This window comes from Paenibacillus sp. J31P190 (assembly GCF_059692075.1).
Map to the genome: position 1 here is coordinate 45,475 of NZ_JCAUAS010000023.1, position 24,028 is coordinate 69,502.

Below are 24,028 nucleotides of genomic sequence, written 5' to 3' on the forward strand. Positions count from 1 at the left end.
GTCTTTGTCAATCGTCAGCTATAGACTGATGATAACTAAAAAAGACACCCAGAATAAGGTGTCTTTTTCCAATCCTGTGGACCTTTTATACAGGTTATTTACACAGGAAACATTCAATGTTCTTGAATGTTCAACGGATTCAATGAAATCGTATATCGTTTTCCTTTCACAGTTAGAAATTCACTCCTAATCAAAGCATCGATCTGAACGCTGCAAAGCCCTCCAGAATGAGAATAAATCTCCGCTTGAACAATTTCGCCCTTATTCCAACTTATGTTCACCTCGAATCCTCCGCGTGCCCTCAAGCCTTTAACGAAGCCTGTCGGCCAAGCATCAGGCAGAGCGGGAAGCAAGTGAAGATATCCTTGATGGGATTGCAGCAGTAGTTCAGCAATTCCTGATGCAGCTGCAAAATTACCATCAATTTGAAACGGGGGGTGAGCATCAAACAGATTCGCATAAATACCCCCAGTTTGGTAATTTTCCGTATCATCTTTAACAAGCCTAAGCAGATTGGCAATTAGGCTATGCGCCCGATTTCCATCGCCAAATCGGGCCCATAATCCCACTTTCCAGCCGAGACTCCATCCCGTCCCCTCATCTCCGCGCCTATTCAAGGATTGCTGCGCTGCAGTATATAGCTCTGGTGTTGTATGCTGTGTCAACTGACGGCCAGGATAAACGCCGAATAAATGGGAGATGTGCCTGTGATGCTTATCTTCGTCCTCGAAATCCTGGGACCACTCCTGAAGCTGGCCATATTTGCCGATTTGCATCGGAAATAAGCGACTTCGTGCATCATCCAATTCTTGACGGAAGTCAGCATCCACTTGCAAAATAACTGATGCTTCCATACAGTTCGTAAACAAATCCCAAATGATTGACAGATCCATGGTGGCTGCCACGCTAACGCCGGCTTTTCCTTCTGCGGTCACAAATTTGTGTTCCGGAGAAGTAGATGGCATGGTAATCAAGCGTCCAGAACCGTCATCTACCAACCAATCCAGGCAAAAAAGCGCTGCTTCTTTCATAATAGGATAAGCATAACTGCGCAGGAAAGTGTCATCTTTGCCAAATGCATAGTGCTCCCATAAATGCTGTGTTGTCCACGGTCCACCCATCGGCCATAATGCCCAAACGGGATCTCCATTACCATAATCGCCGACAGGTGAGGCTTGGCACCAAATATCCGTATTATGATGTGCCGTCCAGCCACGAGCCCCATAATGTACATCTGCCGTTTTCTTTCCGTTTTGTGACAATCTTCCGATAAAACTGAGAAAAGGCTCATGGCATTCCGCAAGATTGCAGGTTTCTACCATCCAATAATTCATTTGTGCATTGATGTTAAGCGTATAGTTGCTGCTCCACGGCGGCCGTATTTCTTTATTCCAGATGCCCTGCAAATTAGCCGGTTGTGTGCCTGGACGAGAGCTAGCAATCATCAGATAACGGCCATAATGAAATAAGAGCTCGACCAGTCCGGGATCCTTGGCCCCATATTCGGATATCCGCTCTTCTGTCGATAAATCGGCTGGCGCAATGGTTTCACCCAAGCTAAGCTCTACTCGATTAAATAAAGCTTGATGATCCTCAATGTGTTTACGTCGCAGTGAATCATACGATTGCGCCTTCACCAACTCTAGCGATCGGGCGACAAGAGGCTCAGGATTCTTCCCCTGCTTGCCGGGGGATTTGTCATAACCGTTAAAGCTAGTCTCTGCCACGAAATAGAGAGTGACTCCCGTAGCTCCAAGAATATGCATGCCGTCATGATCGACTTGCAGCATACCGTCATCCAGCACTGCCCCTAGACGGGCTTCAAAACGTATCGCTTCTGCAGTTATAGGGTCACCGAATACAACCGGATTGTCGGTAGCATAGTAATTCGGATCCACATGTTCAGGCGCAGTTCCCTTAAGCACCAGATCATTTCCTATTGTATCCGTACGGTAATGGAGCTGACTATCCAGCCTAGCATGCAGATTCAACATACCCGTTTTGCTTGCTCGCAAACGAAGCACAATGACTTGGTCCGGATGAGAAGCAAATATTTCCCTGCTGTATGTAACATTGCCAATCCGATACTCCACACGTGATATTCCTTCTTGAAGAGATAGGCTCCTGTGATAAGATTGGTAAAGATTTCCGTGATCAAACTTAAGGTGCAAGTCACCAAGTGGCATATAGGATTGTGTGTAAGGACCCAACATTTCCTTACTCAGTTTTTCTGCTTCTATGAATTTACCATCCATGAGAAGACGGCGGACTTCTGGAAGTACTTCTTTGGCTCTGGGATTGTTACCGTCCTTTGGGGAACCGGACCACAACGTGTCTTCATTGAATTGCAAATGTTCGTTCATCACCCCGCCAAATATCATGGCACCGAGTCGGCCATTACCAATGGGCAGTGCCTCTGTCCACTTTTCAGCTGCAGAGAAATATTGAATTTTCATTTTTCTACCTCCTCATATTACTGGATATATTGGAAGTTAACTCTTCCGATATATACCCAAATTCCCTTCCCAGCTAGGGCATTTCGATTACCGATTTCCCTGCTGGTGATGGCATATTCCCGCTGTTTCATCTTCCCTATAGAAATTTAACAAGATTCTCCCTCTGCTCAATGCTCTAGTTGCCCCTCCTCTGATAGCGCTTTCTATATTTATACTATAGGATTCAATTTTCTAATAGATACACTTCGGAAATATACGTACATATTTCCGTTTTAAGTATATTTATGCTCTCATTTTTTATTGCGCCACCGATCAGAATCATCTTAAGTAATAATCAATTAGAGCACCGACAACTATTCCAATATTAATTTTCCATCGAACTTTTTATAATCTTTAAATACTCTTTGATGATGTCTTGCAAAAAGCTCACTTGAAGCTTCTGGTAAATTATCCAAAGGGTAAAATTCAGCATCTACACTTTCATCTGTCTCTTTTTCAAGAGTACCCGACCACATATCCACCCGAAATAAATATTCAATTACATGATGCTCGTTCCCCCAACGGTCCGTGAATGTTTGTGTTGTTGGAGAAGAATAAATAGCAATTAATGTTGCCTGAAAAACATCAAGCCCTGTTTCTTCTTTGACCTCACGTTTCATGGCATCAAACACAGATTCATCTAGTTCCATAGCTCCTGCTGGCATACCCCATTTTTTATCACCATGACTATTCAAAATGCTCTTCAGACAGCTCGATGATTTCGAGATAATTAAACTTTATTCTGATCTGTTCAACCAATGATCTTACCCCAAATATTTCAGTAAACGTATGGCTTACGACTATCATATTCATTCCAACATATTGAGCATATTGTACCGAATACAATGTTTTTTCACCTGTTAAGTAGGCATCGCATCCCAATTTTAACGCGTCGAGGATATTGTTAGTTGAGTTTCCAGCTCCCGTAATAATGCCCACTTTGCTTATTCGTTTTTTAGAATTCTTCCATGACTTAACACTTTCTTTTAATACGGTTGTTACCCGTTCATTCAACGCTTCAAACGTTAATGGCTCTTTGAATATACCTACTCCGGGTATACTCCTACCTTCATTATGATAAGAAGTTTGAATAATTTGGTTGACCTTTAAATCCCAAGCATCATGATGCGTAACGATTAGATCGACCTTGTTTGCAGCAGCTTGACGTACGATATCTGGTGTAATATTCGTTGAAAAACCAATACGGTATATCATCTGAGGACCAAAATTGTAATACGCATATTCTTCTCCTTCATCAAATGTTGGTCAATAAGTCACCGAAGAGTGAGTGAGTAGCTTCAATGAATTGATCACAGTGCATCTCAATTACACCACCAGTTCATTTATAAATTAATTCTATACATACCACAAATTTACTTTTGTTGCTACGCAATCTGCCCATTACTTCAATGAGTTCAAAAAGGAGCTGCTTCAAAGCAGCTCCTGAAGTATTGTTTCTCATAAGTTGAATCCCTCTCCAACTGACGGGCGTGTTATTTAGGCTGACGAATTCAACATAGAGCCTACCACTTGCGAAGAGCGATGATAAAACAAGCCAGAGCAGCGATTGAAGTTATCGTCCGTACATGATTCCAGGGCATCCAACCGGCAAGATATTCTCTCCACACCCGGGTTCCCTCGGAACTCCCTGAAGTCACAGAGGCTAAGGTATCGTTTAGCGGTACGTTAAATACGATTGTCACCAGAAATGTGCCGACAAGGATGAGCAGACTGCCTGTAAGTACATATGCTGCTCCAACCGTACCTAATTTGATGGATGAGGCTATTCCCAGGATGATGCTTAGAAAGGTTGTGCCCATGAAGACTAAGATAAATAACGATTGCAGGATAGTCGTATTGATGGACTGCATGGCAGATATGCCTTGCTCTGCCGGAAGGCGAGCGAGCGAGGTCATTACGAATGCCGAGAAAGTGAAAAATATGCCAGCAAGCAAACCGGATCCCATTGCGGACACAAAGGTTAAATAATAGAGCAGGCTATTCATGGGTATTCACCTCCAACTGCCTGTTACGGCAACAGTCTTCCTTCATTAGCGGGTACGATAAGGTATCGGGTGTGATTGGAAATCGCGTCAATGATGGTATCCCAGTCTTCATGGTGAATCTCATGACCTGCCCCCTCTAAGGACAGTAAAACCGCTTTGGGAATAGCGCAGGCAAGAGCGACTCCATGTTCATAAGGTATAATTGGATCCTCCGTACCGTGAATAATCAGAGCGGGGACGTCGATGTCGCCTGTTCGTACCAAATACGATTCTCCCCCCGTCACCATCCCGTGATTATTCATGCTCGCCATATTATGGCTTCTTTTGACTTCTTCTGAAGCTAAATCATATATTCTTTTCTCATCAAACGGATGCTTCGAGCCTGCGAGAACTTTCCATTTGCCAACCGTAAAAGCAATGACCTCCGCATCATTCGTCCAATCTATCGCCGCCGCATTGGAGAAGTAATCCATCACCTTATCTTCCATCGGTGGGAGGCCTGGGGCGAAATTCGAAGTAGAGAGTAGCGAAACGGTCAAAACTCTTTCTGGATGTCGCAAAGCCAGGATTTGAGTCAGCATGCCGCCCATTGAAATGCCTATAATATGGGCTTGTGTGATTCCAAAATGATCGAGGATATGGATAGCATCGTCAGTCATATCGTCAAAGGTGTATTCAGGATTGCCGGGTTCGTAGGTGATGGACCGACCGACATCACGATTATCGTAACGAATGATAAAGTGTCCTTTGGCGGCTAGACGTTTACAGAAGTCTTCTTCCCACCAAACCATGGACGCTTGAGCTCCCATGATCAGTAATATAGCCGGGTGTTCCGGGTTGCCGAAGCTTTCTGCACAAAGTTCGATTCCGTTAACTTTAAACAGTTGTTCGCTCATTGCAAGATCTCTCCTTACTGTTATAAAAATAAAAAAACACAGGCCGGCTGCCTGTGTTCAAGTAATCGATAAAAGAATGGAGTGATCGCGTTACGAATACCTCATCGACGAAAGCAAATACATGTCAAACACATACACATGTAACTTTACCTAAGTCGATCATCAAGTGGGAACGTAAGCGATCATCATTAAATTGGGTACCGTGGAAGGCAGACCATTCTTCGATTACTATGCACACAATATAGCCAATAAGATTTACTCTTCTTACTGTGCAAAGATAGATCGAAAAATTAGTTTGCCACACGCAACCCTCCGTCCAAAATGAATTATTTGTATCTTAGCACAGGGTTTTGTTTTCTGTCAAACGTTGGTAAAAACAATGTATTTTAAAGCCCGCGACAGTTGATGACCTGATTTAAAACTTAATGACTTGAACAGCTCGGACTTGCTGAAGTAGTTCAGCATAGTCAAAACTGTGAGGAGTGGTGGTGTCGATTTCAACAACCGTACCACCGAGAGCAAGAGGCGTAAGATGTCCTTGTAAAAGCCGCTCTTTGTTTTGTTCTTCTTCAATCCATTCCTGATCATGATGACCGATATGTCGTTCTACGGTACTCATGCGTCTAAGGAAACGATCCAAGAGAACTTCCCCATCTGTCTTACACAATATTTGAAATGGCTGAAAATCGCATGTAAGTTTCAGTTGGAGAAACTCAGCACTTCTTAGTTCAGGTCGACCAAAAAAACCCTCAATCACCAATGATTGGCCAACTTTTAATAATGAGTTTGCATAGGCATAGAGGAGAGTAAATGTTGAAGGTCCTATCAAAGGGGGACAACCGTTGTTTTGACAGTCTAGGGCATCGAATAGCGTCTCATATATACCGTCTCTAGAGAACAATGGGAAACGGATTTCTGCGGCAAGCCGTTTTGCTAAGGTTGTCTTTCCGGTTCCAGGAAGACCGTTCACAATAATCAACAATGGTTTTTCCAAAATGATCTCTCACATCCCTCTCGAAAGAATGCTGTTTTAAACAAAGATCATACCGCTTCACTTTGCTTAATGATGAATGATCAATGATACTGTCTTGTTATGTGTTCATTCGTATCTTTCATTAGTTTGGAAAGTAGCACAATTTGTCCTGCATGATATCCGTAGTGTGCCGCAACCTGAACAAGAAGCTGGCTGATTACTCTCACTTCGTAGGTTTCATCTTCTGAAGCGTTAACCCGAAGCATTCTATTCCAATCCTCCAAGTCAAATCGGATTATGACTTCCCTTTTTAAATCCTCCTCGGACAAAGCTGATAATATACTTACCGATTCGGACCTTGTCCTCAAAAGAAGACTACTCAATTCATCCTTCGATATGCCACCATCAGAAATAAATTCTCGAGTGCGTTCCCGAATGAACGGTTTGTTTCCGATTGCACTTATAAAATTCTGATACTCGTTTCCTGCTAAATGTAAGCAAAGGTTACCGATGCTGTTCATGGAATCCTTCACTTTTTTCCAAATCAAATCATCATCAAGTTGGTTTAAGCTCATTATGATTCGATCGAGCTGCTTGTTCATGTCTTCGAGTACGTTCTTTGTCAGGTCTAGCACGAGTATTCCCCCTCTGCAATTTATATTGTTAAAATGTACCAATCCCTTTATTAATAATTCGCTTAACTCGGATTGTTTCCCTTTAATTACACTCGAAAGAAGCATTTTACGGCATTGCAATGAAACAAATACAGCCAGCCTCTCAAGAGGGCAGGCTGTATTTGTCTAAAGGCTTTTAATTGGATGGAATGATTCGAATATCCTTATCCAAATTGGCAAGCATAATGAAATTGCGGTTGAAAGTAAAGATACGTTTTACCTGATAATAGGACATGGTCACAGCAGTGAATGCTTCGCTGAGCGAGAAACGGAGTTCGGGCCTGTCCATAAGGAGTCTTCGCGATTCCCCCTCTAATTCGGGGCCGCTGGAAATGAGCGCCAGCTTGCCTTTACTCTCTGCTTTATCAATTGCATTCAGAAAATATTCCGCCTGCTGATAGCTGTATTCATTGCGAAGCCATTCATGAAGGTCAAATATAATGGAGTTGGTTGTTATGTAATTACGTTCAAGATCATGTAAATCCAGAAACAGGGAACGGGCTTTCGCATAGCGAGGGTCTTCAGGGTTCATTAAAGCGGCTAAAGCTGTTTCATCCAGAAAAATTGCATCCTGAATGTTCAAGTGGTTTTCCATATGTCAGCACTCCTTAGTCCTATAGTTTACAAATACCATCCAAATACAGAATCGGGTTATCTTCCTTTTGATCCACTGAGATGGGGGGTGTTTCGTATGGGGCGTTTGCCAGGTATTGGACAATGATATCATTGACAATACCTTGCACGGTCGTATGCTGCATATCGGCGATTGCTTTCAGCTCAACATAATATTGCGGATTTAGTTCTAAAGTGCCTTCTTCTTGTTCTTCACTTCTTGAAGAAATGAATTCGGAAGCGGTAGACTTCGCTTTTTCGAATTGATTTTGAATGAAGCGTTTGTAATTATTCGCCATCGTGATTCACTCCTTATGCATAACTCTTATAACAATTCGTCGAATTCTGTCGTTTTCAGGGGGTGATGTTGGCACCTTCAGTATCGTTTCCGAGGTCGTGGTACAATCGCAAAGACTGTGCATTTTTCTCTGTCGTACGAAGAGGTCAGCCAGTTTTTACTGGTTGACCTCTTTTGGTTTTGTGCTGTATTTGTCAGTAACCGGGGCAGATCGATCGCTTTCCTGGGATGGAATCCGGTGTGCTAACCAGTCCATGATTGTATCTACTGTTTCCATATATCTCTGCCCTACGAGCACGCCTGTATGAGTGGTGTTCCAAAGCCCTGTATATGCAGCACGGAGATGCTCTGCTGTCGCCCTCCCCCGACGGTCGTCATCATCACAGTTTACTGCTTTGATAACCAAACACGGGCAAGAAATTGAACTGCTGTCTATTGATATACCTCTTGCTTCGCTTGAAAAAGAAAAAGCGCTAAATGCCTTTGATGATTCCATGGACAGATACTTTCTTTGAAATTCAATGTCATCTGCCGTTTCATCTATGCTTGAAAGCTCTTCGCGTGCTGGGGCAGGCAATATGATACCAGGTGTCATCTGGGCTAATTCTTTGTATGGTACTACTTCATGCACTTCTTTGCTTATGACGGAGTCGATCAACACCAACCCTGCGATCTCAACGGTTTCAGCCAACTTCTGGCTCAAGATCCCGCCCATGCTAAATCCGATAAGAATCGGCGAATCACTGCACTCAGCGATAACCTCTTTAATATCCTCCAAATAATCCTCGAAAGTTATCTTAGTCATATCCTGCAGCCTGCTTTTGTAGTGACTTCTCAAGTTCATGACATAGCATTTCCACCCTTCATTGATAAAGTGAGGAATGTATTTGCTCCACATCCAACTTCCTGAGTAGGCCCCGTGTATAAAAAGCAGAGAGGGTCTTTTATTAGTTGCTTTCGGGAGGTTTTCCGCCTCGAATATCTCTAAAAATAAATCGTTTTCCCCAATGTATTTCTCCGTATGATCGGGCAATTCTTTCGTAAAATCTTTCATGATTATTTCCTCCTCAACATTTAATTTGATATCAAACTATTTATTAAAAAAATTTTAAAAGTTGGAATAAATCTTTTTTAAAACGTTAAGCAGATCTTCTTTTTCTTTTTCAGAGATGTTTAAGTAAAACACGTCTAACATTTCTTTAGATATCGATTCAAAGATCGGTTTCAGTTCACTCCCCTTATGGGTTAAAGCAACATAAACTACCCTCGAATCCTCTCTGTCCCTTTCCTTTGTCACATATCCAAGCCGGACCAACTTGTCAACAAGCGCTGTGACTGTAGATTTATCCTTATTAATCCCTTTGGAAATGTCCGCCATAGTGAGTCTGGGCTTCTTAAATAGCTGATAGATGATATCACCATGCGAGGTGCCAATACCGTCTATCCCATACTTCACCATCTCTGCTACAATAAACCGATTAACTTTCTCTCTAATTTTGGAAATTAATGAAATGGCATCTCTATTTTGCATAATTACATTATAGTTTGATATCAAACCAATGTCAATGTACTTTGTATGCTTCCCGCGTATTTATTGACGATGTAAACATTATTATTGATAGTTAGAGAAATACCTGAAACTTTCACATTGTGATTTCGTACAAATTAATAATTAAAAGAGGTGATCAAACTTGGTTGCACTTAGCTCCGGTATTATTTTATTATTTTTTTTAATATCCTTTGTGTTATTTTTAGTGCACATAGTTTTATGCGTATGGGCATATCGAGATAGCATAAGGAGAGGTAAAAGCACTGAATTTGCAATAATTATTCTATTAGCTATGTTGTTTTTCCCAATCATAGGACTGATTGTTTATCTAATTATTCGTAATGATTAATGCCAGATCAAATCATCGAATCCTTGCTGTTCTGTGAAAATAAATTAATATTAGACTGACTCAAAAAACGAAACAGCAGCAGCCATGGACTAGAAAATATAGTCCTAGACTGTTGCTGTTTTATTGAACAAACATTCCCCGATAGATCAGTGCCTAGCAGTACATGTGTACAAACATCTCTGATCAGGCCGAGGTCAGGGTTGTACCTGCCTTCGTCTATCAGTCACGAATACGCTCGATCGCATTTCGGTTCCACCCTGTGAAGTGAAATTTGATGATGCAACCAACGTCAAGTCTGTCTGAACAAGTCTTTCAAAAGAAACAACTAATATTCACGAGTTGCTAATATTATCCCTTAGCTGCTATCCAACCGGTCGCCTGCTTACAACCAAATTTGGACTTTATCACTCAAATGGGTAAATCCAGAAGCGCTCTGTTCCGAAACGCTCCTGTAGCTCTTTTGAGTTAGGTTCTTTGTTACCTAGTAACTCGGCGGCTTTGAATTGGGTTCGATGTGCTTGTATGGAGGCCATCTTTTGCTTCAAAAAGCTTCTGACATCATTAATTACGGTAGGCTTTCCTATAGCTTGCTCATGATTTTTGGAAAAAGCCATGCAATGAACGGGGGGCCTTTCGTCTTTTGAAAGCTTTCCAACCGTTCGTATCACAGCAGCTCCGCACGCATCATGATCAGGATGAACGCTATAACCAGGAAAGAAAGTAATGATCAGCGAGGGACGAATCTCTTGTATGAGCTCATCGATTACGGAGTCCAACAGCTCTTGTTCCTCGAATTCAATCGTCTTATCATGAAAACCAAGCATTCTAAGATCTTGGATCCCGATCGCGCGGCAAGATTCTTCCAACTCCTGCTTGCGTATTTGCGGCAGTGTGACGCGATTGGCAAAAGGCGGTATCCCCATGTTTCGGCCCATTTCGCCTAGTGTTAAACAAGCATATGTAACTCGATCACCTTGCTGCACATGCATGGCCAGTGTACCAGAAACGCCAAATGCCTCATCATCCGGATGCGGCAGTACTACAAGAATTTGCTGTTTCATAGATGTCTTCATCTCCTCATCCTCTAGAAGGGCTCCCGGCTTAATTGCAACGATACAATCAGCTTGCCCTGACTGTCATGCCCTGCCAGGATCAACCTCTCCGTTTCATTTTGATCAATGTGAGTCAGGCCTTCGGAGTATACCCACCCTTGCTGCATTTTCAACCCGACCCGATAAGGCCCGTTCCCGGCAATCGACCCATGTGTGAAACGGATCAAAGCATTGGTTATGAAATTAGCCGCCGGATGCTTAGTACTGTCAAGATGGGCCGCATAGGCGCCTGTTGTCATTTCTAGATGGATATACAATTCCTGATCTTTTAAGCTATCGATTCGATGCTGTACTTCCGATGGATTAATAAGCTGCATTTCAATGCCTCCAAAACAATAAGGTAACGACCAAGCAAATACAATGTACATTAAGATTCGATTTCTCAAAAATGAGGTTATGATGCCTAAAAATGCCTCATTTATCGATACTCGTATCTTCTCAAAAATACCGTTTTTTTACAACGTCACTGTTCAATTTTAACCTGAATAGCGTAAGAACTAAAAAAAGACCCACTGCACGGGTCGTAGATTGCAATTATGGTAAATAATCATGTTCGATCAAGTATACCAGAATTCGGTCAACGCAATCGTGAGCCGCCATTTTATCTGTCTCCAAAGTGAGCTCGGGCTGTTCCGGTTCTTCATACGGATCTGAAATCCCTGTAAATTGCTGGATTTCTCCTCGAAGCGCTTTATCATAAAGACCTTTGGTATCCCTATGGATACATACTTCGATTGGGCATTTAACATAGATTTCGATAAACCCCGGGATGGATTGGCGACACTCTTCACGCATCTTACGATAGGGAGAGATGAAAGATGCCAATACGAGAATGCCGTTTCGATTAAGTCGCTTGGCTAAATAAGCAGCAGTTTTTACATTTAGGGAACGTTCGTCTTTGCTATAACCCAATCCTTGAAATACTTCTTTCCGAAGGGCATCGCCATCTAAGGTTTCTACCTTCCAATCTAACTCCCGAAGCCGGTCTTGCAAGTGATTACAGATGGTTGACTTTCCAGCACTAGATAGGCCTGTGAACCAAAGGGTTGCTCCTTTTCGCATACTCTGTACTCTCCTCTCTATCTTAAAATCCGTATTATACAGATAGAATGCCATATACTTCAGAAGCTGGTAACGCAACAAAACGATTACTTTTATCCGCTCTACAATAGATGTAGATGCCAGCTTGTTCTTTTTTTTCGTTCCTCCAGCGTGTTTGGCTGTTCCCTATTCCCATTTGCTTTGAGTCGCAGTAGAGTCCCCGCGCATATCCAGAAGTCCTGAATATAACTTCATTCCCGTGCTTGACTTCCCCCATATAAGAAGAACAGTACAATAGCTTTCCCTCTTTTAAGGATACGCTATGAGGATGATGAATCGACTTGGGAAAATGAACCTGAACAAATTGCTTTGTAGCTAGCGAAAACTCCATAATTCCTCCGGATGCCATCTCCTTTTGTGGGCGCCAATGTCCATCAAGTGAAAACATCGAGATAAACAAACGATCTTTATAAATGAAAAGATCATTCATATGCAGGATATCCTCCTCTTCAGGGAAAAGTTGTATCTCCCGCACCTTCTCTAAATCTGGCAGCCGAAAAATCCCTATCGCATTGCGATGTGTCTCCACCACATAAGCGAAGTTTTTACTGATCGCAGCCCCGTGATAATCAAGGAATGGTCTTTTATCGGTTTTGATAACCTGAAATTTTTTGTCCAGCAGCATGAGTCCAGTGCTAGTTGTAGCCAGAATATAATGATCCTTATACCTGGCAATTCCTCTACAGTCTTCTTCTAGCAACTTTTTGTATTCGTCGGTTCGAGGGTTGAATTTGAACAAGCCTCCCAATTCATTGCAGCAAGTAACCAACCATATCTTATCCAACCACATGCCTATTCCCTCCTAGTTCCTTCAAACAGAAGTCCTATCTTCAAGGATTTATGATAGAATATGCATCTTTTAATATAGCGTTAGACTTAACATTATAAAGAGACCTATCTTTTGATTTGTGTTTTAAAAAATTGTGTAGACTTGTCTCTACCGAAGAGTAAAAAGTTGTATTTCCTCACGAGATTTATGTGTTTTGAGATATAAACTCTCCGTTCTGCTGTGACCACGTTTCACCATCTTTGATGAGCTGTATTACACAGCAAAAAGCCGAAGCATGACCAACCATGCTCTGGCTTGTTTAGTTCAAGTTATTCTTCGAATCCGTTTTAATGCTTACCATGAATGACCTTAAGTAAGCAATTGCAGGTTGCAAGATGCATCCCTTCATGGACCAAACCAAAGTTGAGCAACTCTCCCGCCCGATTAAAAGTGAGCGGCCCCAATTGCAGCGGATCTTTCAGCAGTACCTCCAGACTCTCGGGAGCTAACTCGGATAGGGAGTTAAGCTGACCTGACAGCTGTTGGATTAGTTCTTCCTTTGATGGAGGCGTTTCGGCCCAGTTTGCCGGAGCTGTCCCGGAATTGAAGAACGATGCGTAGCTTGGTGGAATAGCCGAGTTTTTTGAGAAGCCAAGCGTCATGTAGGTATCCATCCAATAAATCATGTGTCCAATGTTCCAGCGTATCGTGTTATTATAGGAATCAACTTGAATGTCGAACAGTTCCTCTGGGATGGCCTGCACTTGGTACAGCACCACTTGACGCACTTTTTTTGCTGAGTCGATAATCATTTCTGACATATTGTTTTCCTCCTTTGTAATAAGAAGCGCTGATATGTTCCTAGTATAGATTCCATGGAATATTCCATCAATGCAGTGCGGATTACCGGAACGTTAAGTATAAGTTAACGATTATGAATTGACAGATAGAGAAGATGAATTGACAATATTTATTGAACAATTATCGGCGATTCATTTGAAAGCAGGTGTGAGTATGGAGTTAAAACAACTACAGTATTTTATGGCGATTTGTGAAGATCTCCACTTTACGAGAGCAGCAGAGAAGATGGGAGTTAGTGCTCCTAACATCAGCCAGCAGATAAGAAGATTGGAAGAAGAATTGGGAGTTTTACTGTTCGATCGCGTGGGAAAAACAATCGTCCTCACAGATGCCGGAGCGATTCTTCATGAACATGGCGCTGCCGTGTTCGCGCATCTGCGGCAAGCGATTGATGCCATTACTGACCTGAAGCAAATGCACGGTGGATCGCTATCCATCGGTGTCTTGCCCGGCGACGCGGATCTCATGTTTAATGCCTTGCTGCTGAACTTCCATCAGACCTATCCCACCATCTCGCTGTCCCTTCTGGAAACCACGAAAATAACAGAACAAGTGTTGGACCGAAGCATCGATGTTGGCGTAACCATCGGACCTGTTATCGATGAACGCCTCACGTCTATTCCTCTATTTCACGAGGAGTTCTCATTGGCGGTAAGCACGAATGATCCCCTTGCCTCGGAAAGCTTCCTACCTTTGAACAGGCTGCATACCTTGAAGATGGTCATGTTCCCACCCGACCATCAATGTCGCAAGCTGATCGACCGCTTCTGCATGGACAAGGGATTTGTTCTGCAGCCGCATATGGTGACGACAACGTTATCCTCCCTCCTTCAGATGGTGCAGAACGGAGTTGGTGTTTGTGTTCTGCCTCGATTGCTGCTGGATAATCTTCACAATAGAGACATCCAGGTTATTCAACTGAGAAATCCTACGCCTTCTCAAGACATTTGTCTGATCTACCGCAGCGACAGGTATGTCGGATACGCTATGCGCACGTTCATCAAAACTCTGAGAGCCTATATCGAGAACGTTATCAATCGTGCGAAGCAGTAACCTCACCATATCCGAAACGAACCACGAAATCGAAAACGGCGGGCGAAAATGGGATAATTTATTGCGCAGTAAAAAATGATTATAATTAATCTTTGCGAGGCAAGGCAGCTCTTCCTTGTGATACTCTTAAAGTACTTTAAGGAAACGGAGGGGTTACGTGTGATACATTTTATCCGAGTTAGATCTTTGCGCGGCTAATTGAATAGCGCTCAAGATTCTGTCTGTGTACAGAGGACTCAGGATAAGTTTGTCCATTTATAACCCTGAATTGATACTTCTATCGGTGATCAAACAACGCGGCTTGCAGTAAGGTGAAACATCCTTATCGACCAAACCGCGGATTGTTTTCTTTCGTCCGCTACGAAAGTCATTGTCCTCAACTACCGACAACACAAGCAGCTTGCTTGTGTTGTTTCTTTTTTACTTCTTAACTTGAAAGGATGATGAACGATGGAACAACTGAAAGAGAAAGCGATTATCGTCGGGGTCCATGTTTTGAACCACCCTGATTTTTCATACTCGATGGAAGAACTGAATAACCTAGCCGCAGCATGCCGCATTGAGGTGGTTGGTGAACTAAGCCAGAAGGTCACTCGTGTGATTCCGTCCCATTACATCGGAACGGGTAAAATCCAAGAATTATCGCAGCTAATTACGGAACGAAACGCATCCGTCGTCATTTGTAACGATGAGCTATCCCCCTCTCAGATTCGAAACCTGGAAGCATCTCTTGCATGCAAAGTCATTGACAGGACGATCCTAATTTTAGACATTTTTGCGGAACGCGCACAGACTAGGGAAGCCCAGCTGCAAGTTGAGGTTGCCAGGCTCCAATACATGCTTCCCAGACTTGTAGGACTCCGAGAATCGTTAGGTCGTCAAGGAGGCGGAGCTGGACTTAAAAACCGCGGATCTGGTGAGACCAAGCTTGAACTCGACCGCCGTAAAATCGAAGACCGAATCACGGCTTTGCAATCTGAACTGGAGAAACTCGTAGCCCGTCGTCAAACTCAACGAAAGCAGCGCCGTAAGAACGAGGTCCCTGTTATTTGTCTAGTCGGCTATACGAACGCGGGCAAATCAAGCTTAATGAACGCCATGATCGAGTGGTATAATCCGCAGGCGCATAAGCAGGTCTTTGTCAAAGACATGTTGTTCGCTACATTGGAGACATCCGTTCGAAGCGTCAACTTGCCAGACCGTAAGTCATTTTTGTTAACTGACACGGTAGGCTTCGTAAGCCAGCTTCCCCACCATTTGGTTAAAGCTTTCCGATCTACGTTGGAAGAAGTCGCAGAAGCCGATTTGCTGATTCACGTCGTAGACTTTGCAAACCCGGAATTCGAACAGCACATTGACGTTACAAATGACACGTTGAAGGAACTTGGAGCGGATCAAATTCCGATGATTTTTGCTTATAACAAAACCGACTTGACTGAGCAAGCTTACCCTTTGTTAAAAGATGATATCGTCTATCTCTCAGCTCTGCAGAAGCGAGGCATCGAGGAGCTCACTCAATTGATTCGCGAACGCATTTTCCAGAATTACATGCAATGTGAAATTGTGATTCCTTATGAGCATGGCCGATTAGTAGCCTATTTCAATGAGCATGCCCATGTTCATTCAACGAAATATGAGCCGAACGGTACCCGTCTTAAGTTGGAATGTCGAGTATCCGATTTTGAACAGTATCGAGATGACTTCCTCCAGCTTTGATTTATGGTTCCAATCTTCCGAAAAAAGTTCAGATCCTTTTTAGCTAAGGAGTTAATTCTTCATTAAGGATGTTGGTTTCTTTCGTGGAACAATGAAAAAAAACGGCCCGCATTCGCATCTATTCGCGATAGGGCCGTCTTTATTTTTCTAGAAATTATTTGTTTTGGATTAAGGAATATTAAATTACAAAAGCTGATGTGATGATGACCAAAAGAATAAAAAGAACCAAGATAAATGCGACGTTACGGCCATACCCATAACCTTCACCACAACCTACTGCTCCCATGTTAACTCATTCCCCTCGGTGATATTTCACTACGGTATAATCATATGTGCGGTACATATTTCTTGCTTGGATGTTTGTCACTGGGAGGAAACCGCCGAGGAAAATCATTTTCTGAGGGCATCGCTAACAATCATTCTTGAATCTTGTCCTATTCTATTCATAGTATTTTCGCATCGTTTAGCATTACATTAATGAAGTTGGAGCAGTGCAAAGCAAAAATGCACATTGGATCAGGAGCTATATTCTCCTGGTTCATTGTGCTTTTTTTGTTAAGTCGATGTTATCTTTTATCGTTTCTAATGTGAAGGAATCCAACCTATAATTTGTAATATGGTTAATACCACCTCAATAACAATAAGAATCACTACGATCCATTCGACGAATAGCCCCCGGATGGAATGACTGATATTTGAAAAACCCTCCAAGATATGATACAAAATATCCGTTTTACTTTTCAGTATTTTAAATCGATCGTTCAATTCAAAAAAAACCATCATTCCATCATAAAATTGGCTAGCCGTACTATTTGTCCAAGTCAGATCAGGTTTATCCAAAATCATGATGTAGGCTAGAGTGTTATACTCGTGACGTACGATTTTTGCGGTCGTTCTTGCTAATTCTTTGTTGCCAACACGAAGATTCCCTTTTTCAAGTCTCTCAATCATAATTTCGAGGTCATCATGAATTTTCCCAAGCTGTTCCTCTATCTTCTCAAGAGCGACCGACTTGGCAAGGACAGTGGAGATTAATTCAGGGTAAAAAGATTCATACTCAGCTACCACTACATACTTGTCAGTTAATTCCATGCTTTCGATTTCTTCGATATGAAGGCTGTAATCGTCTGTGTATCTGTCAGCAGGCTGGAGCTCAATATCTGGTTCGAAGGATTGGATAAATTTCAAAAAGCCAGTGATCTCATCCTTGTGTGTGTGATTTACAAAAACTACACTGCCAAAAGAAAAGACCATAACTTGTTGAAAACCGTGAATATCTTTTTTAAGGATCGATTTAAGGATATCGCCTCTTAGGATTAATGGCTGTTCCCATGTATATTTTTTGGGTATACCGCAGTGGATGGCGATTTTGTTCAGATCAATTTCATTTGTGACGGCCATAGCCTTAAAAGTAATATCTTTCATTTTCACCACTCATCTGCTTTATAAAAGTCATGCTAACTAGTCTTGACAGAAAAAGTGGGCTTCAATCCTCATAATTATTTTTTGGTTAATCGGCTTATCAACATGTCATATAAATGTATCAGTTCCTCGGATGGACGTATGCCAAGTTCCCTGCTGAGAAGCCGAACATAGTCGGTATACAGAGCCGTCAACCCTTTTTTGTCCCCGGTCATCTCGTGTATTGTCATAAGATGGCGTATAACGGATTCGTCCAGCGGATTACGCCCGTTCAGCTTGAGAAGCAACTTCGATGAGGAGGTCGTATCCCGCAACGTAATAAGCACTTCGGCAAGCCGCTTTATGAACGAGGTGTACAATTCCGCATAACGCACCGTTTCGTGAATGGCCCACACATACGCCTTGTCCCCGAATAGATCGCCCGTATACAGCCGTTCGATACGCAGTGCTCTCTCCACATTTCCCGCATCAATGGAATGCATCTCCCCCACTTGGTTTTCGAATTCCAAATAATCAATAATGAAATCCTTTAATTCAAGCGCATAGCCATCGTTCTCAGATTGTACAACCTCGCGCATGCCAAGCGGCTCCAAAGACTTGCGCAATTGATATACGGTCGTATTCAAATAATTCTCCGCATTGGTTTGGTGCATCCCTCCGAAGATGTCCATAACCAACCTTGAACGTGGAATTCGTTTGCCACGATAAAACAGCAAGTACGCGAACAGCTCTGCACATTTCCTGGAGATCCACTTGACACGACCTGCATCGTTGCTCACGACGACATCGCCTAACATTGTTAGGACGATTCTGCCTGAATTTTCGGAAGCTGGAGCAGACAGCGACGACGAATGAATGCCTTGCTGGCTAGCCAATACACGATTTACCGTCCGCTGAAGCCGTTCCTGGGAAACGGGCTTAACCAGGTAATCCACCACAGATAGTTCGTAAGCTTTCAAGGCAAATTCTTTGTGAGACGTGACGAAGACGATTTGCATCGGAGAAGCCGAGGCTTCCATCTTGGCGGCGAACTCCATTCCACTCCCGCCTGGCATAGAGATATCAACAAAAGCCAGTCCGATGTCGGTGTTCTCACTTAGAAAGGAGGCTGCGGACTTCGTATCCGTAAAAGCGCCAGCCACTTGAACCCCTGGCAGCTTAACCAGCATTTTACGCAGAATCAAATGCATTGTCGGCTCATCGTCCACCAAAATCACTTTCATAAACTTCTTCCTCCATTCCCCCGTCATCGGACTCTTCCCGCACACCAGCCGATCCGGGTAAGGTAAATGAAAAGGTCGTCCCGACCCCTGGCTCGCTCTCGAACCAAAGGCTGCCACCATGGATACGAACGAATTCGCGGATCAGCGCCAGTCCGAATCTCATATCCTCCGAATCGTCCCCGTTAACCATGACCTTTAAGAACGGCTCCTCTAGACGCAGCAGTTCCGAGGTCTGATCGTCGATTCCTGCACCATTGTCACGTACAGACACGATGATCTGATCTCCTTCCAGAACAGCCCCAATATCAATCGCCCCGCCAATTCCAGTAAATTTGATCGCGTTAGAAAGCAAGTTGCGCAGTATCAGATCTAACATCTCTTTATCGGCTCTAACCGTTAGTTTCTCGTTGATCTGCTCTGTCATCCGAATTTGCTTCATGCTAGCCTTCGTGCCTGAAAGTAATAAAGCCTGCCTGATGACCTGCTGCAAATTCCAGCTCGTCGGACGAAACACGACTTTCCCTTTCTGACTGCGATACCAATCCAATAAATTTTCTACGAGTTGAAACGTGCTTTGCACTTGTCCTTTAAGCTCCCTCACCAATTCAGCATGCTCAAAGTCGGCGGCAGTCAGTTCATCACCTAGCAGCTCGGTCAAACTCACGAGAAGTGCGATCGGATCGCGAATATCGTGCGCCACGACAGTGAAAAGCTTGTCCTTGAACGCATTTAGCTCAGACAACTGCCGGGCGTTCTCACGCAGGCGTGCCTCGCTCTCCTTCATCTCCGTAATATCGTTAAACATTAGGAACTTGCCAATCAGGACATTACCCGAATCATAAATCAGAGACAAACTACAGTTATAATGCTTGTTGCGATTCGCTTGGAATCTGTGAAATGGGAAGCGTTCGTCCCCGTCACTAGCGGCACGAATACGTTCAAGAAGTTCTGGACTTTCCGACAAAACCACCCCCATTTTGGCGGGGTATCGTTTCGGCAAAGCGAGTTCAGGAAGGACCTTTTCGGCTGCTCTATTGTAACTTACAATTTGGTCCTCATAATCGAACAGGACGACCCCGTCCCGGATCGTTTCGAACACTTTAGCCATTGCAAGAGGCGTCAAGCGAAGTAAATTAAACCGCAAAATCCCCCAAACGTAGGCGATACCCGATACGGCAAATCCAAACGGCGTCAAATCAACGTCCATTCCGGACCAAAAAAATAAATTGAACACCATAGGCGCGACTGCCCCCAAAAGGAGGACGACGATTTGCTTTCGTACGATCGGCAATGCCCGCCAATACATGGGGATAAACAGCAACATTCCGCACAGAAGTACGGAATAATTATAGACGGTGTGCACCTTATACCAAGGTCCCTTAACAGTCGTGTACAAAGGAACCGAATTGCTTTCATTCAGAACATAACGCTCATAGATCAGGTGATGCCAATCGTTGGTCAAATGGAGAAAAAATACCGCTATGGGGATAATGAATAGCACTAGCGCAAGACGCTTGCGGTAGCGAGACGCCGTCCCAGTAAATTGGATGACCTGAAAGAGCCAGAGTGTAGTAACGAATGGAATGCCCAAGTACTCGATTTGAAGCGACAGCTTCACATCGTTCAGGCTACGGCTCAACACCTCAAACGCGTAGCCAAACGAATAACAAGCCGCTGCCAGCATGATCAGAACCATCGTTTTGGCAACAGGCAGATGGCGTTTCCGGTAAGACAAGAAAGAGACGAACACCATCAGCGCCGTTGCGAGAAAAAGCGTTACCGACATCCATTGTCTTGTGTCCACGGCTGCATCTCCCTTATATCAATTGACTTTTGAACCGCCATTCGGGCCAATTCGACAAAAGTCTATCTTAATAAGGATATCATCTTCTCTAATTTGTGTCTTTATAATTATGCTAGTTCGTTACATACCTTCAAACTTCACGGGCCTCATAAATAATCTTACTAGTTGTTCTTTTGGATCATTACCTTCAGAAAGTACGGAATGAACAGCCTGACAGATGGGTAGCTCCACGTCATAGTTAGTGGACAATCGCAATAAAGCTTTTACGGTAGCTACACCTTCAGCTAATTTCTCGAATGGTTCCTTTTTTACGAATGCCTCACCAAAACGTCGATTATGACTATGATTAGAGAACACCGTTGCTTCGTAATCACCAAGATGGCCTAAACCATAAATGGTTAATTCGTTTCCTCCCATTGCCTTGACCAATCTAGCAATTTCTTTTGTCCCTCTAGCCATTAAGGCTCCCTTCAAACTTGTATAACCTAATCCATCCAACATCCCTGCTGCGATTCCAATGACATTTTTTGCTGCAGCACCTATTTCATTACCTAACAAATCTTGCCCATAATAAAATCTTATAATCTCACTTCCGAAGCTGTCTACAAGTAGTTTCGTTATGTTCATGTGATCTGAATCAATAACCATACAGTTTGGAATGTCCTTAACAAAATCTTGAACATGACCAGGTCCAACCCAAATGGCTACATTTACAGGTGATTGAATTTCTTCCATAAAAATTTGTGAGAGTCTTTCTCCGGACTCCATTTCAAGTCCTTTCATACATAAAACAAAGATCTTATTTGTAATTTCCATGGTAGCTAATTGCTTCGCAAAACCTCTAAGTTCTTGGGCACTAATAGCGATAAATATAATTTCGGCAAACTCAATTGCTTCAATAATATTATCTGTTAAATGTATGTTTTGGGGTAATTGTAAATATTCATTTGTTCTATAATGAACTAATCTTTGATAATTTTTCGATTCTTCTCTTCCCCATAAAATGACTTCATGTCCTACATTATTTGCATACCAAGCTAAAAAAGATCCCCATCTTCCACAACCTAAAACAGAAACCCTCATTAAGTAGATCAGCTCCTTTACATCCTGTTAAATTAATCATTCAATGCAAAATCCACTGCATATTCAGCATGAATTTTCGTAGTATCGAATATAGGAACCCTGCAATCCAGTTGAGATATTAATAAGGTGATTTCTGTGCAGCCAAGGATAACGGCCTCTACCCCATCTTGGACGAGACTATTAATTATCTCTAAGTAGGATTGTTTAGAATTTTCTTTAATAATTCCAAGACAAAGTTCCTGATAGATAATATCATGTACAATCTTCCTTGCGGCTTCATTTGGAACGATAACATCAAGTCCAAATTTCTCAATCAATCTACCCTTGTAAAAATCCTGTTCCATTGTAAAAGCAGTACCGAGTAAAGCAACTTTTTTAATGCCACATTTAACAATTTCATTTGCCGTTGCATCAGCTATATGTAGTATTGGTATTGAGACCGAGTCTTCTACTTCAGTCGCCATCTTGTGCATCGTATTCGTGCAAATAACAATGAAATCTGAACCACTAGATTCGAGTTTTTGTGCGGAATCAATCATGATTTTCGTGGCTTCATCCCATTTCCCTTCATGTTGAAGAGTCTTGATCTCATGAAAATCCACCGAATACATAATACTTTTTGCGGAATGATGTCCGCCTAATTTTTCCTTTACACGCTGATTGATGATTTGGTAATAAAGCAAGGACGACTCCCAACTCATTCCACCTATTAGCCCAATCGTTTTCATAGATAAGCACCTCGGAAATAACTATTTACTACATAATAACAGAAAATCGTTATCTTTATTTACTCCAAAGAATTTGTCCGGCCTCTACCTTCGATAGATGACTCCATTCATAACTTTGTCCGGTTTCTTTGGATTTCTTACGGATTTCTGCAATCTGTGTCTCTGTAGCTGGTTGGTTACGAATAATGGCGTCTAGGTTATCATGTGCAATTTTTCGTGCCAAATCAGGGTCGTCAAGCTTATCTAATAACTGATACATCGCACCAATTGCAGCCTCTTCACCAATATCAAATCCAGAGTCCGTACTCAACATAAACTGATCAGGAAACTGCTTCATCACAGGTACGAAATCCTCCAACTTATTGGTACTAGCAGGATTGAGAGCGGTGAAACCCGCATAAAAATCCGCGTACAAATTTGGGTGCTTTTCGAGTAGTTTTCTGATATTTTCCGGTGAGTTAAACGCGTTAGCATGTGCGAATATGATGATTGTGTTTGGATGTTTGTCGAGCGCCTCTTCTAACTTATCTATAACCATTCCGTTTGGCGGGTCAATATGCAAAAGAATGGGGACTTTGTATTTTGCACATATGTCGTATATGTCCGGTAAATAGCCGTCCATTGGGCTTTCACCCTTCCAAGCCACTTTTGATACCACAGGTGAATACAAAGAAGCAGCTGCAATTTCACCTAAACCAAAATATCCTTGTTCCAGGTTATGTGTCACTACATCGAGACTCGATTTATCATGCATATCGAAGCCTGAAAAGTAAGGAATAATTACGTTAGGGTTATCTTTGTAAGCCATCCAAGACATCTGGTCGGTCATTATTGCGCTTGGCTCCGAAACATCTCCAAAGAGAACAACTTGATTGACGGCATTACGCTTCCAAACTTCCAGCATATTTATATACTTTGAATCAGATGCATCATGATTGTGGGAATCGATGACTTTTAAATTGCGATATTGCTCAACTAACTCTTTAACATTTTTCTCCGTCCCCTTCTTAATCTGTGTTTCATTAATAACTACTGGTGTGCTTGGGTTGGGTAAATCTTTTGTAACGGCGGAATCTTTTACTTGATCAAAAGGGAATAGATCCAAAACAGAAATTAGCCATATCCCTATGGCTATACTCCCTGTCACTATGAATGTACTAATAATCCGGTTTTTCATTCGTATGACCAACTTTCTTTCTTGAAATGTATCAGCCTTCAAATCGTAGAACCAAATAATATTAATTCGGGGAACTCAACTGATTATCCTTTATTTTCCATCGAAAATTAAGAACTTAGTCTGCATT

The 24,028-nt window shown here is 42.6% G+C and carries 25 protein-coding genes; 2 read left to right on the top strand and 23 right to left on the bottom strand.

All coding sequences use genetic code 11. The features are described from left to right. Nucleotides 1–113 precede the first annotated feature (113 nt). The 16 genes from AC58U0_RS29395 to AC58U0_RS29470 all read right to left on the bottom strand — a co-directional run bounded on the left by AC58U0_RS29395 (nt 114) and on the right by AC58U0_RS29470 (nt 13,655). Nucleotides 114–2,456, bottom strand: coding sequence for a glycoside hydrolase family 95 protein (locus tag AC58U0_RS29395; RefSeq protein ID WP_497382387.1), 2,343 nt, complete (start codon nt 2,454–2,456; stop codon nt 114–116). A gap of 353 nt (nt 2,457–2,809) precedes the next feature. Next, nucleotides 2,810–3,190, bottom strand: a complete 381-nt coding sequence (locus AC58U0_RS29400) for an NUDIX domain-containing protein (RefSeq protein WP_497382388.1) — start codon at nt 3,188–3,190, stop codon at nt 2,810–2,812. Continuing rightward, on the bottom strand, nt 3,183–3,710 hold the full coding sequence (locus tag AC58U0_RS29405; RefSeq protein WP_497382389.1) for a Nif3-like dinuclear metal center hexameric protein: 528 nt from the start codon (nt 3,708–3,710) through the stop codon (nt 3,183–3,185). The genes AC58U0_RS29400 and AC58U0_RS29405 overlap by 8 nt, the downstream gene beginning before the upstream one ends. Nucleotides 3,711–4,018: 308 nt before the next feature. Beyond that, the gene (locus AC58U0_RS29410) at nt 4,019–4,501 is read right to left on the bottom strand and encodes an anthrone oxygenase family protein (RefSeq protein ID WP_497382390.1); all 483 of its coding nucleotides are present in this window, start codon (nt 4,499–4,501) and stop codon (nt 4,019–4,021) included. Between the two features lie 23 nt (nt 4,502–4,524). After that, entirely contained in the window at nt 4,525–5,397 is an 873-nt protein-coding gene (mle, locus tag AC58U0_RS29415) for an alpha/beta fold macrolide esterase (RefSeq protein ID WP_497382391.1), read from the bottom strand. A gap of 415 nt (nt 5,398–5,812) precedes the next feature. Then, the gene (locus tag AC58U0_RS29420; RefSeq protein WP_497382392.1) at nt 5,813–6,391 is read right to left on the bottom strand and encodes a P-loop nucleotide/nucleoside kinase family protein; all 579 of its coding nucleotides are present in this window, start codon (nt 6,389–6,391) and stop codon (nt 5,813–5,815) included. A gap of 80 nt (nt 6,392–6,471) precedes the next feature. After that, nucleotides 6,472–7,005 carry a DUF1572 family protein gene (locus AC58U0_RS29425; RefSeq protein ID WP_497382393.1) on the bottom strand — a complete coding sequence of 178 codons (534 nt, stop codon included), beginning with the start codon at nt 7,003–7,005 and terminating at the stop codon, nt 6,472–6,474. Nucleotides 7,006–7,180: 175 nt separating this feature from the next. Next, complete coding sequence (locus tag AC58U0_RS29430) at nt 7,181–7,639, bottom strand: type II toxin-antitoxin system VapC family toxin (RefSeq protein WP_497382394.1); 459 nt, start codon at nt 7,637–7,639, stop codon at nt 7,181–7,183. Nucleotides 7,640–7,658: 19 nt separating this feature from the next. Then, nucleotides 7,659–7,955: a hypothetical protein gene (locus tag AC58U0_RS29435; protein ID WP_497382395.1), complete on the bottom strand. Its 297-nt coding sequence runs from the start codon at nt 7,953–7,955 to the stop codon at nt 7,659–7,661. A 156-nt stretch (nt 7,956–8,111) separates the two neighbouring features. Beyond that, the gene (locus tag AC58U0_RS29440) at nt 8,112–9,008 is read right to left on the bottom strand and encodes an alpha/beta hydrolase (protein ID WP_497382396.1); all 897 of its coding nucleotides are present in this window, start codon (nt 9,006–9,008) and stop codon (nt 8,112–8,114) included. A gap of 54 nt (nt 9,009–9,062) precedes the next feature. Then, nucleotides 9,063–9,485: a MarR family winged helix-turn-helix transcriptional regulator gene (locus AC58U0_RS29445; protein WP_497382397.1), complete on the bottom strand. Its 423-nt coding sequence runs from the start codon at nt 9,483–9,485 to the stop codon at nt 9,063–9,065. Between the two features lie 771 nt (nt 9,486–10,256). Continuing rightward, nucleotides 10,257–10,913: a bacillithiol biosynthesis deacetylase BshB2 gene (gene bshB2 / locus AC58U0_RS29450; RefSeq protein ID WP_497382398.1), complete on the bottom strand. Its 657-nt coding sequence runs from the start codon at nt 10,911–10,913 to the stop codon at nt 10,257–10,259. A gap of 23 nt (nt 10,914–10,936) precedes the next feature. After that, on the bottom strand, nt 10,937–11,281 hold the full coding sequence (locus AC58U0_RS29455; RefSeq protein ID WP_497382399.1) for a YojF family protein: 345 nt from the start codon (nt 11,279–11,281) through the stop codon (nt 10,937–10,939). 217 nt (nt 11,282–11,498) lie between these two features. After that, nucleotides 11,499–12,080 (bottom strand): adenylyl-sulfate kinase, encoded by a 582-nt coding sequence (gene cysC, locus AC58U0_RS29460; RefSeq protein WP_497382400.1) that lies wholly within the window; start codon nt 12,078–12,080, stop codon nt 11,499–11,501. Then, entirely contained in the window at nt 12,061–12,855 is a 795-nt protein-coding gene (locus AC58U0_RS29465) for a hypothetical protein (protein ID WP_497382401.1), read from the bottom strand. The genes cysC and AC58U0_RS29465 overlap by 20 nt, the downstream gene beginning before the upstream one ends. A gap of 326 nt (nt 12,856–13,181) precedes the next feature. Next, nucleotides 13,182–13,655, bottom strand: a complete 474-nt coding sequence (locus AC58U0_RS29470) for a DinB family protein (RefSeq protein WP_497382402.1) — start codon at nt 13,653–13,655, stop codon at nt 13,182–13,184. Nucleotides 13,656–13,848: 193 nt separating this feature from the next. Here AC58U0_RS29470 and AC58U0_RS29475 point away from each other — a divergent pair, with 193 nt between their 5' ends. After that, nucleotides 13,849–14,748 (top strand): LysR family transcriptional regulator, encoded by a 900-nt coding sequence (locus AC58U0_RS29475; protein WP_497382468.1) that lies wholly within the window; start codon nt 13,849–13,851, stop codon nt 14,746–14,748. A 450-nt stretch (nt 14,749–15,198) separates the two neighbouring features. Then, the gene (gene hflX / locus AC58U0_RS29480; protein WP_497382403.1) at nt 15,199–16,464 is read left to right on the top strand and encodes a GTPase HflX; all 1,266 of its coding nucleotides are present in this window, start codon (nt 15,199–15,201) and stop codon (nt 16,462–16,464) included. A gap of 178 nt (nt 16,465–16,642) precedes the next feature. Here the strand turns inward: hflX and AC58U0_RS29485 are convergent, their stop codons facing one another. From AC58U0_RS29485 to AC58U0_RS29515, 7 genes are all read right to left on the bottom strand, one after another. Further along, entirely contained in the window at nt 16,643–16,750 is a 108-nt protein-coding gene (locus AC58U0_RS29485) for a YjcZ family sporulation protein (RefSeq protein WP_082562131.1), read from the bottom strand. 296 nt (nt 16,751–17,046) lie between these two features. After that, nucleotides 17,047–17,889: an RMD1 family protein gene (locus AC58U0_RS29490; RefSeq protein ID WP_497382404.1), complete on the bottom strand. Its 843-nt coding sequence runs from the start codon at nt 17,887–17,889 to the stop codon at nt 17,047–17,049. Nucleotides 17,890–17,963: 74 nt separating this feature from the next. Then, nucleotides 17,964–19,109 (bottom strand): response regulator, encoded by a 1,146-nt coding sequence (locus tag AC58U0_RS29495; protein WP_497382405.1) that lies wholly within the window; start codon nt 19,107–19,109, stop codon nt 17,964–17,966. Continuing rightward, nucleotides 19,084–20,913, bottom strand: a complete 1,830-nt coding sequence (locus AC58U0_RS29500) for a sensor histidine kinase (protein ID WP_497382406.1) — start codon at nt 20,911–20,913, stop codon at nt 19,084–19,086. Before AC58U0_RS29500 ends, AC58U0_RS29495 begins: the two co-directional genes overlap by 26 nt. Before the next feature lie 120 nt (nt 20,914–21,033). Beyond that, entirely contained in the window at nt 21,034–21,996 is a 963-nt protein-coding gene (locus AC58U0_RS29505; RefSeq protein ID WP_497382407.1) for an NAD(P)H-dependent glycerol-3-phosphate dehydrogenase, read from the bottom strand. A gap of 32 nt (nt 21,997–22,028) precedes the next feature. Further along, on the bottom strand, nt 22,029–22,724 hold the full coding sequence (locus AC58U0_RS29510; protein WP_497382408.1) for an aspartate/glutamate racemase family protein: 696 nt from the start codon (nt 22,722–22,724) through the stop codon (nt 22,029–22,031). Between the two features lie 55 nt (nt 22,725–22,779). Further along, nucleotides 22,780–23,901, bottom strand: a complete 1,122-nt coding sequence (locus tag AC58U0_RS29515) for an amidohydrolase family protein (RefSeq protein WP_497382409.1) — start codon at nt 23,899–23,901, stop codon at nt 22,780–22,782. Between the last annotated feature and the right edge of the window lie 127 nt (nt 23,902–24,028).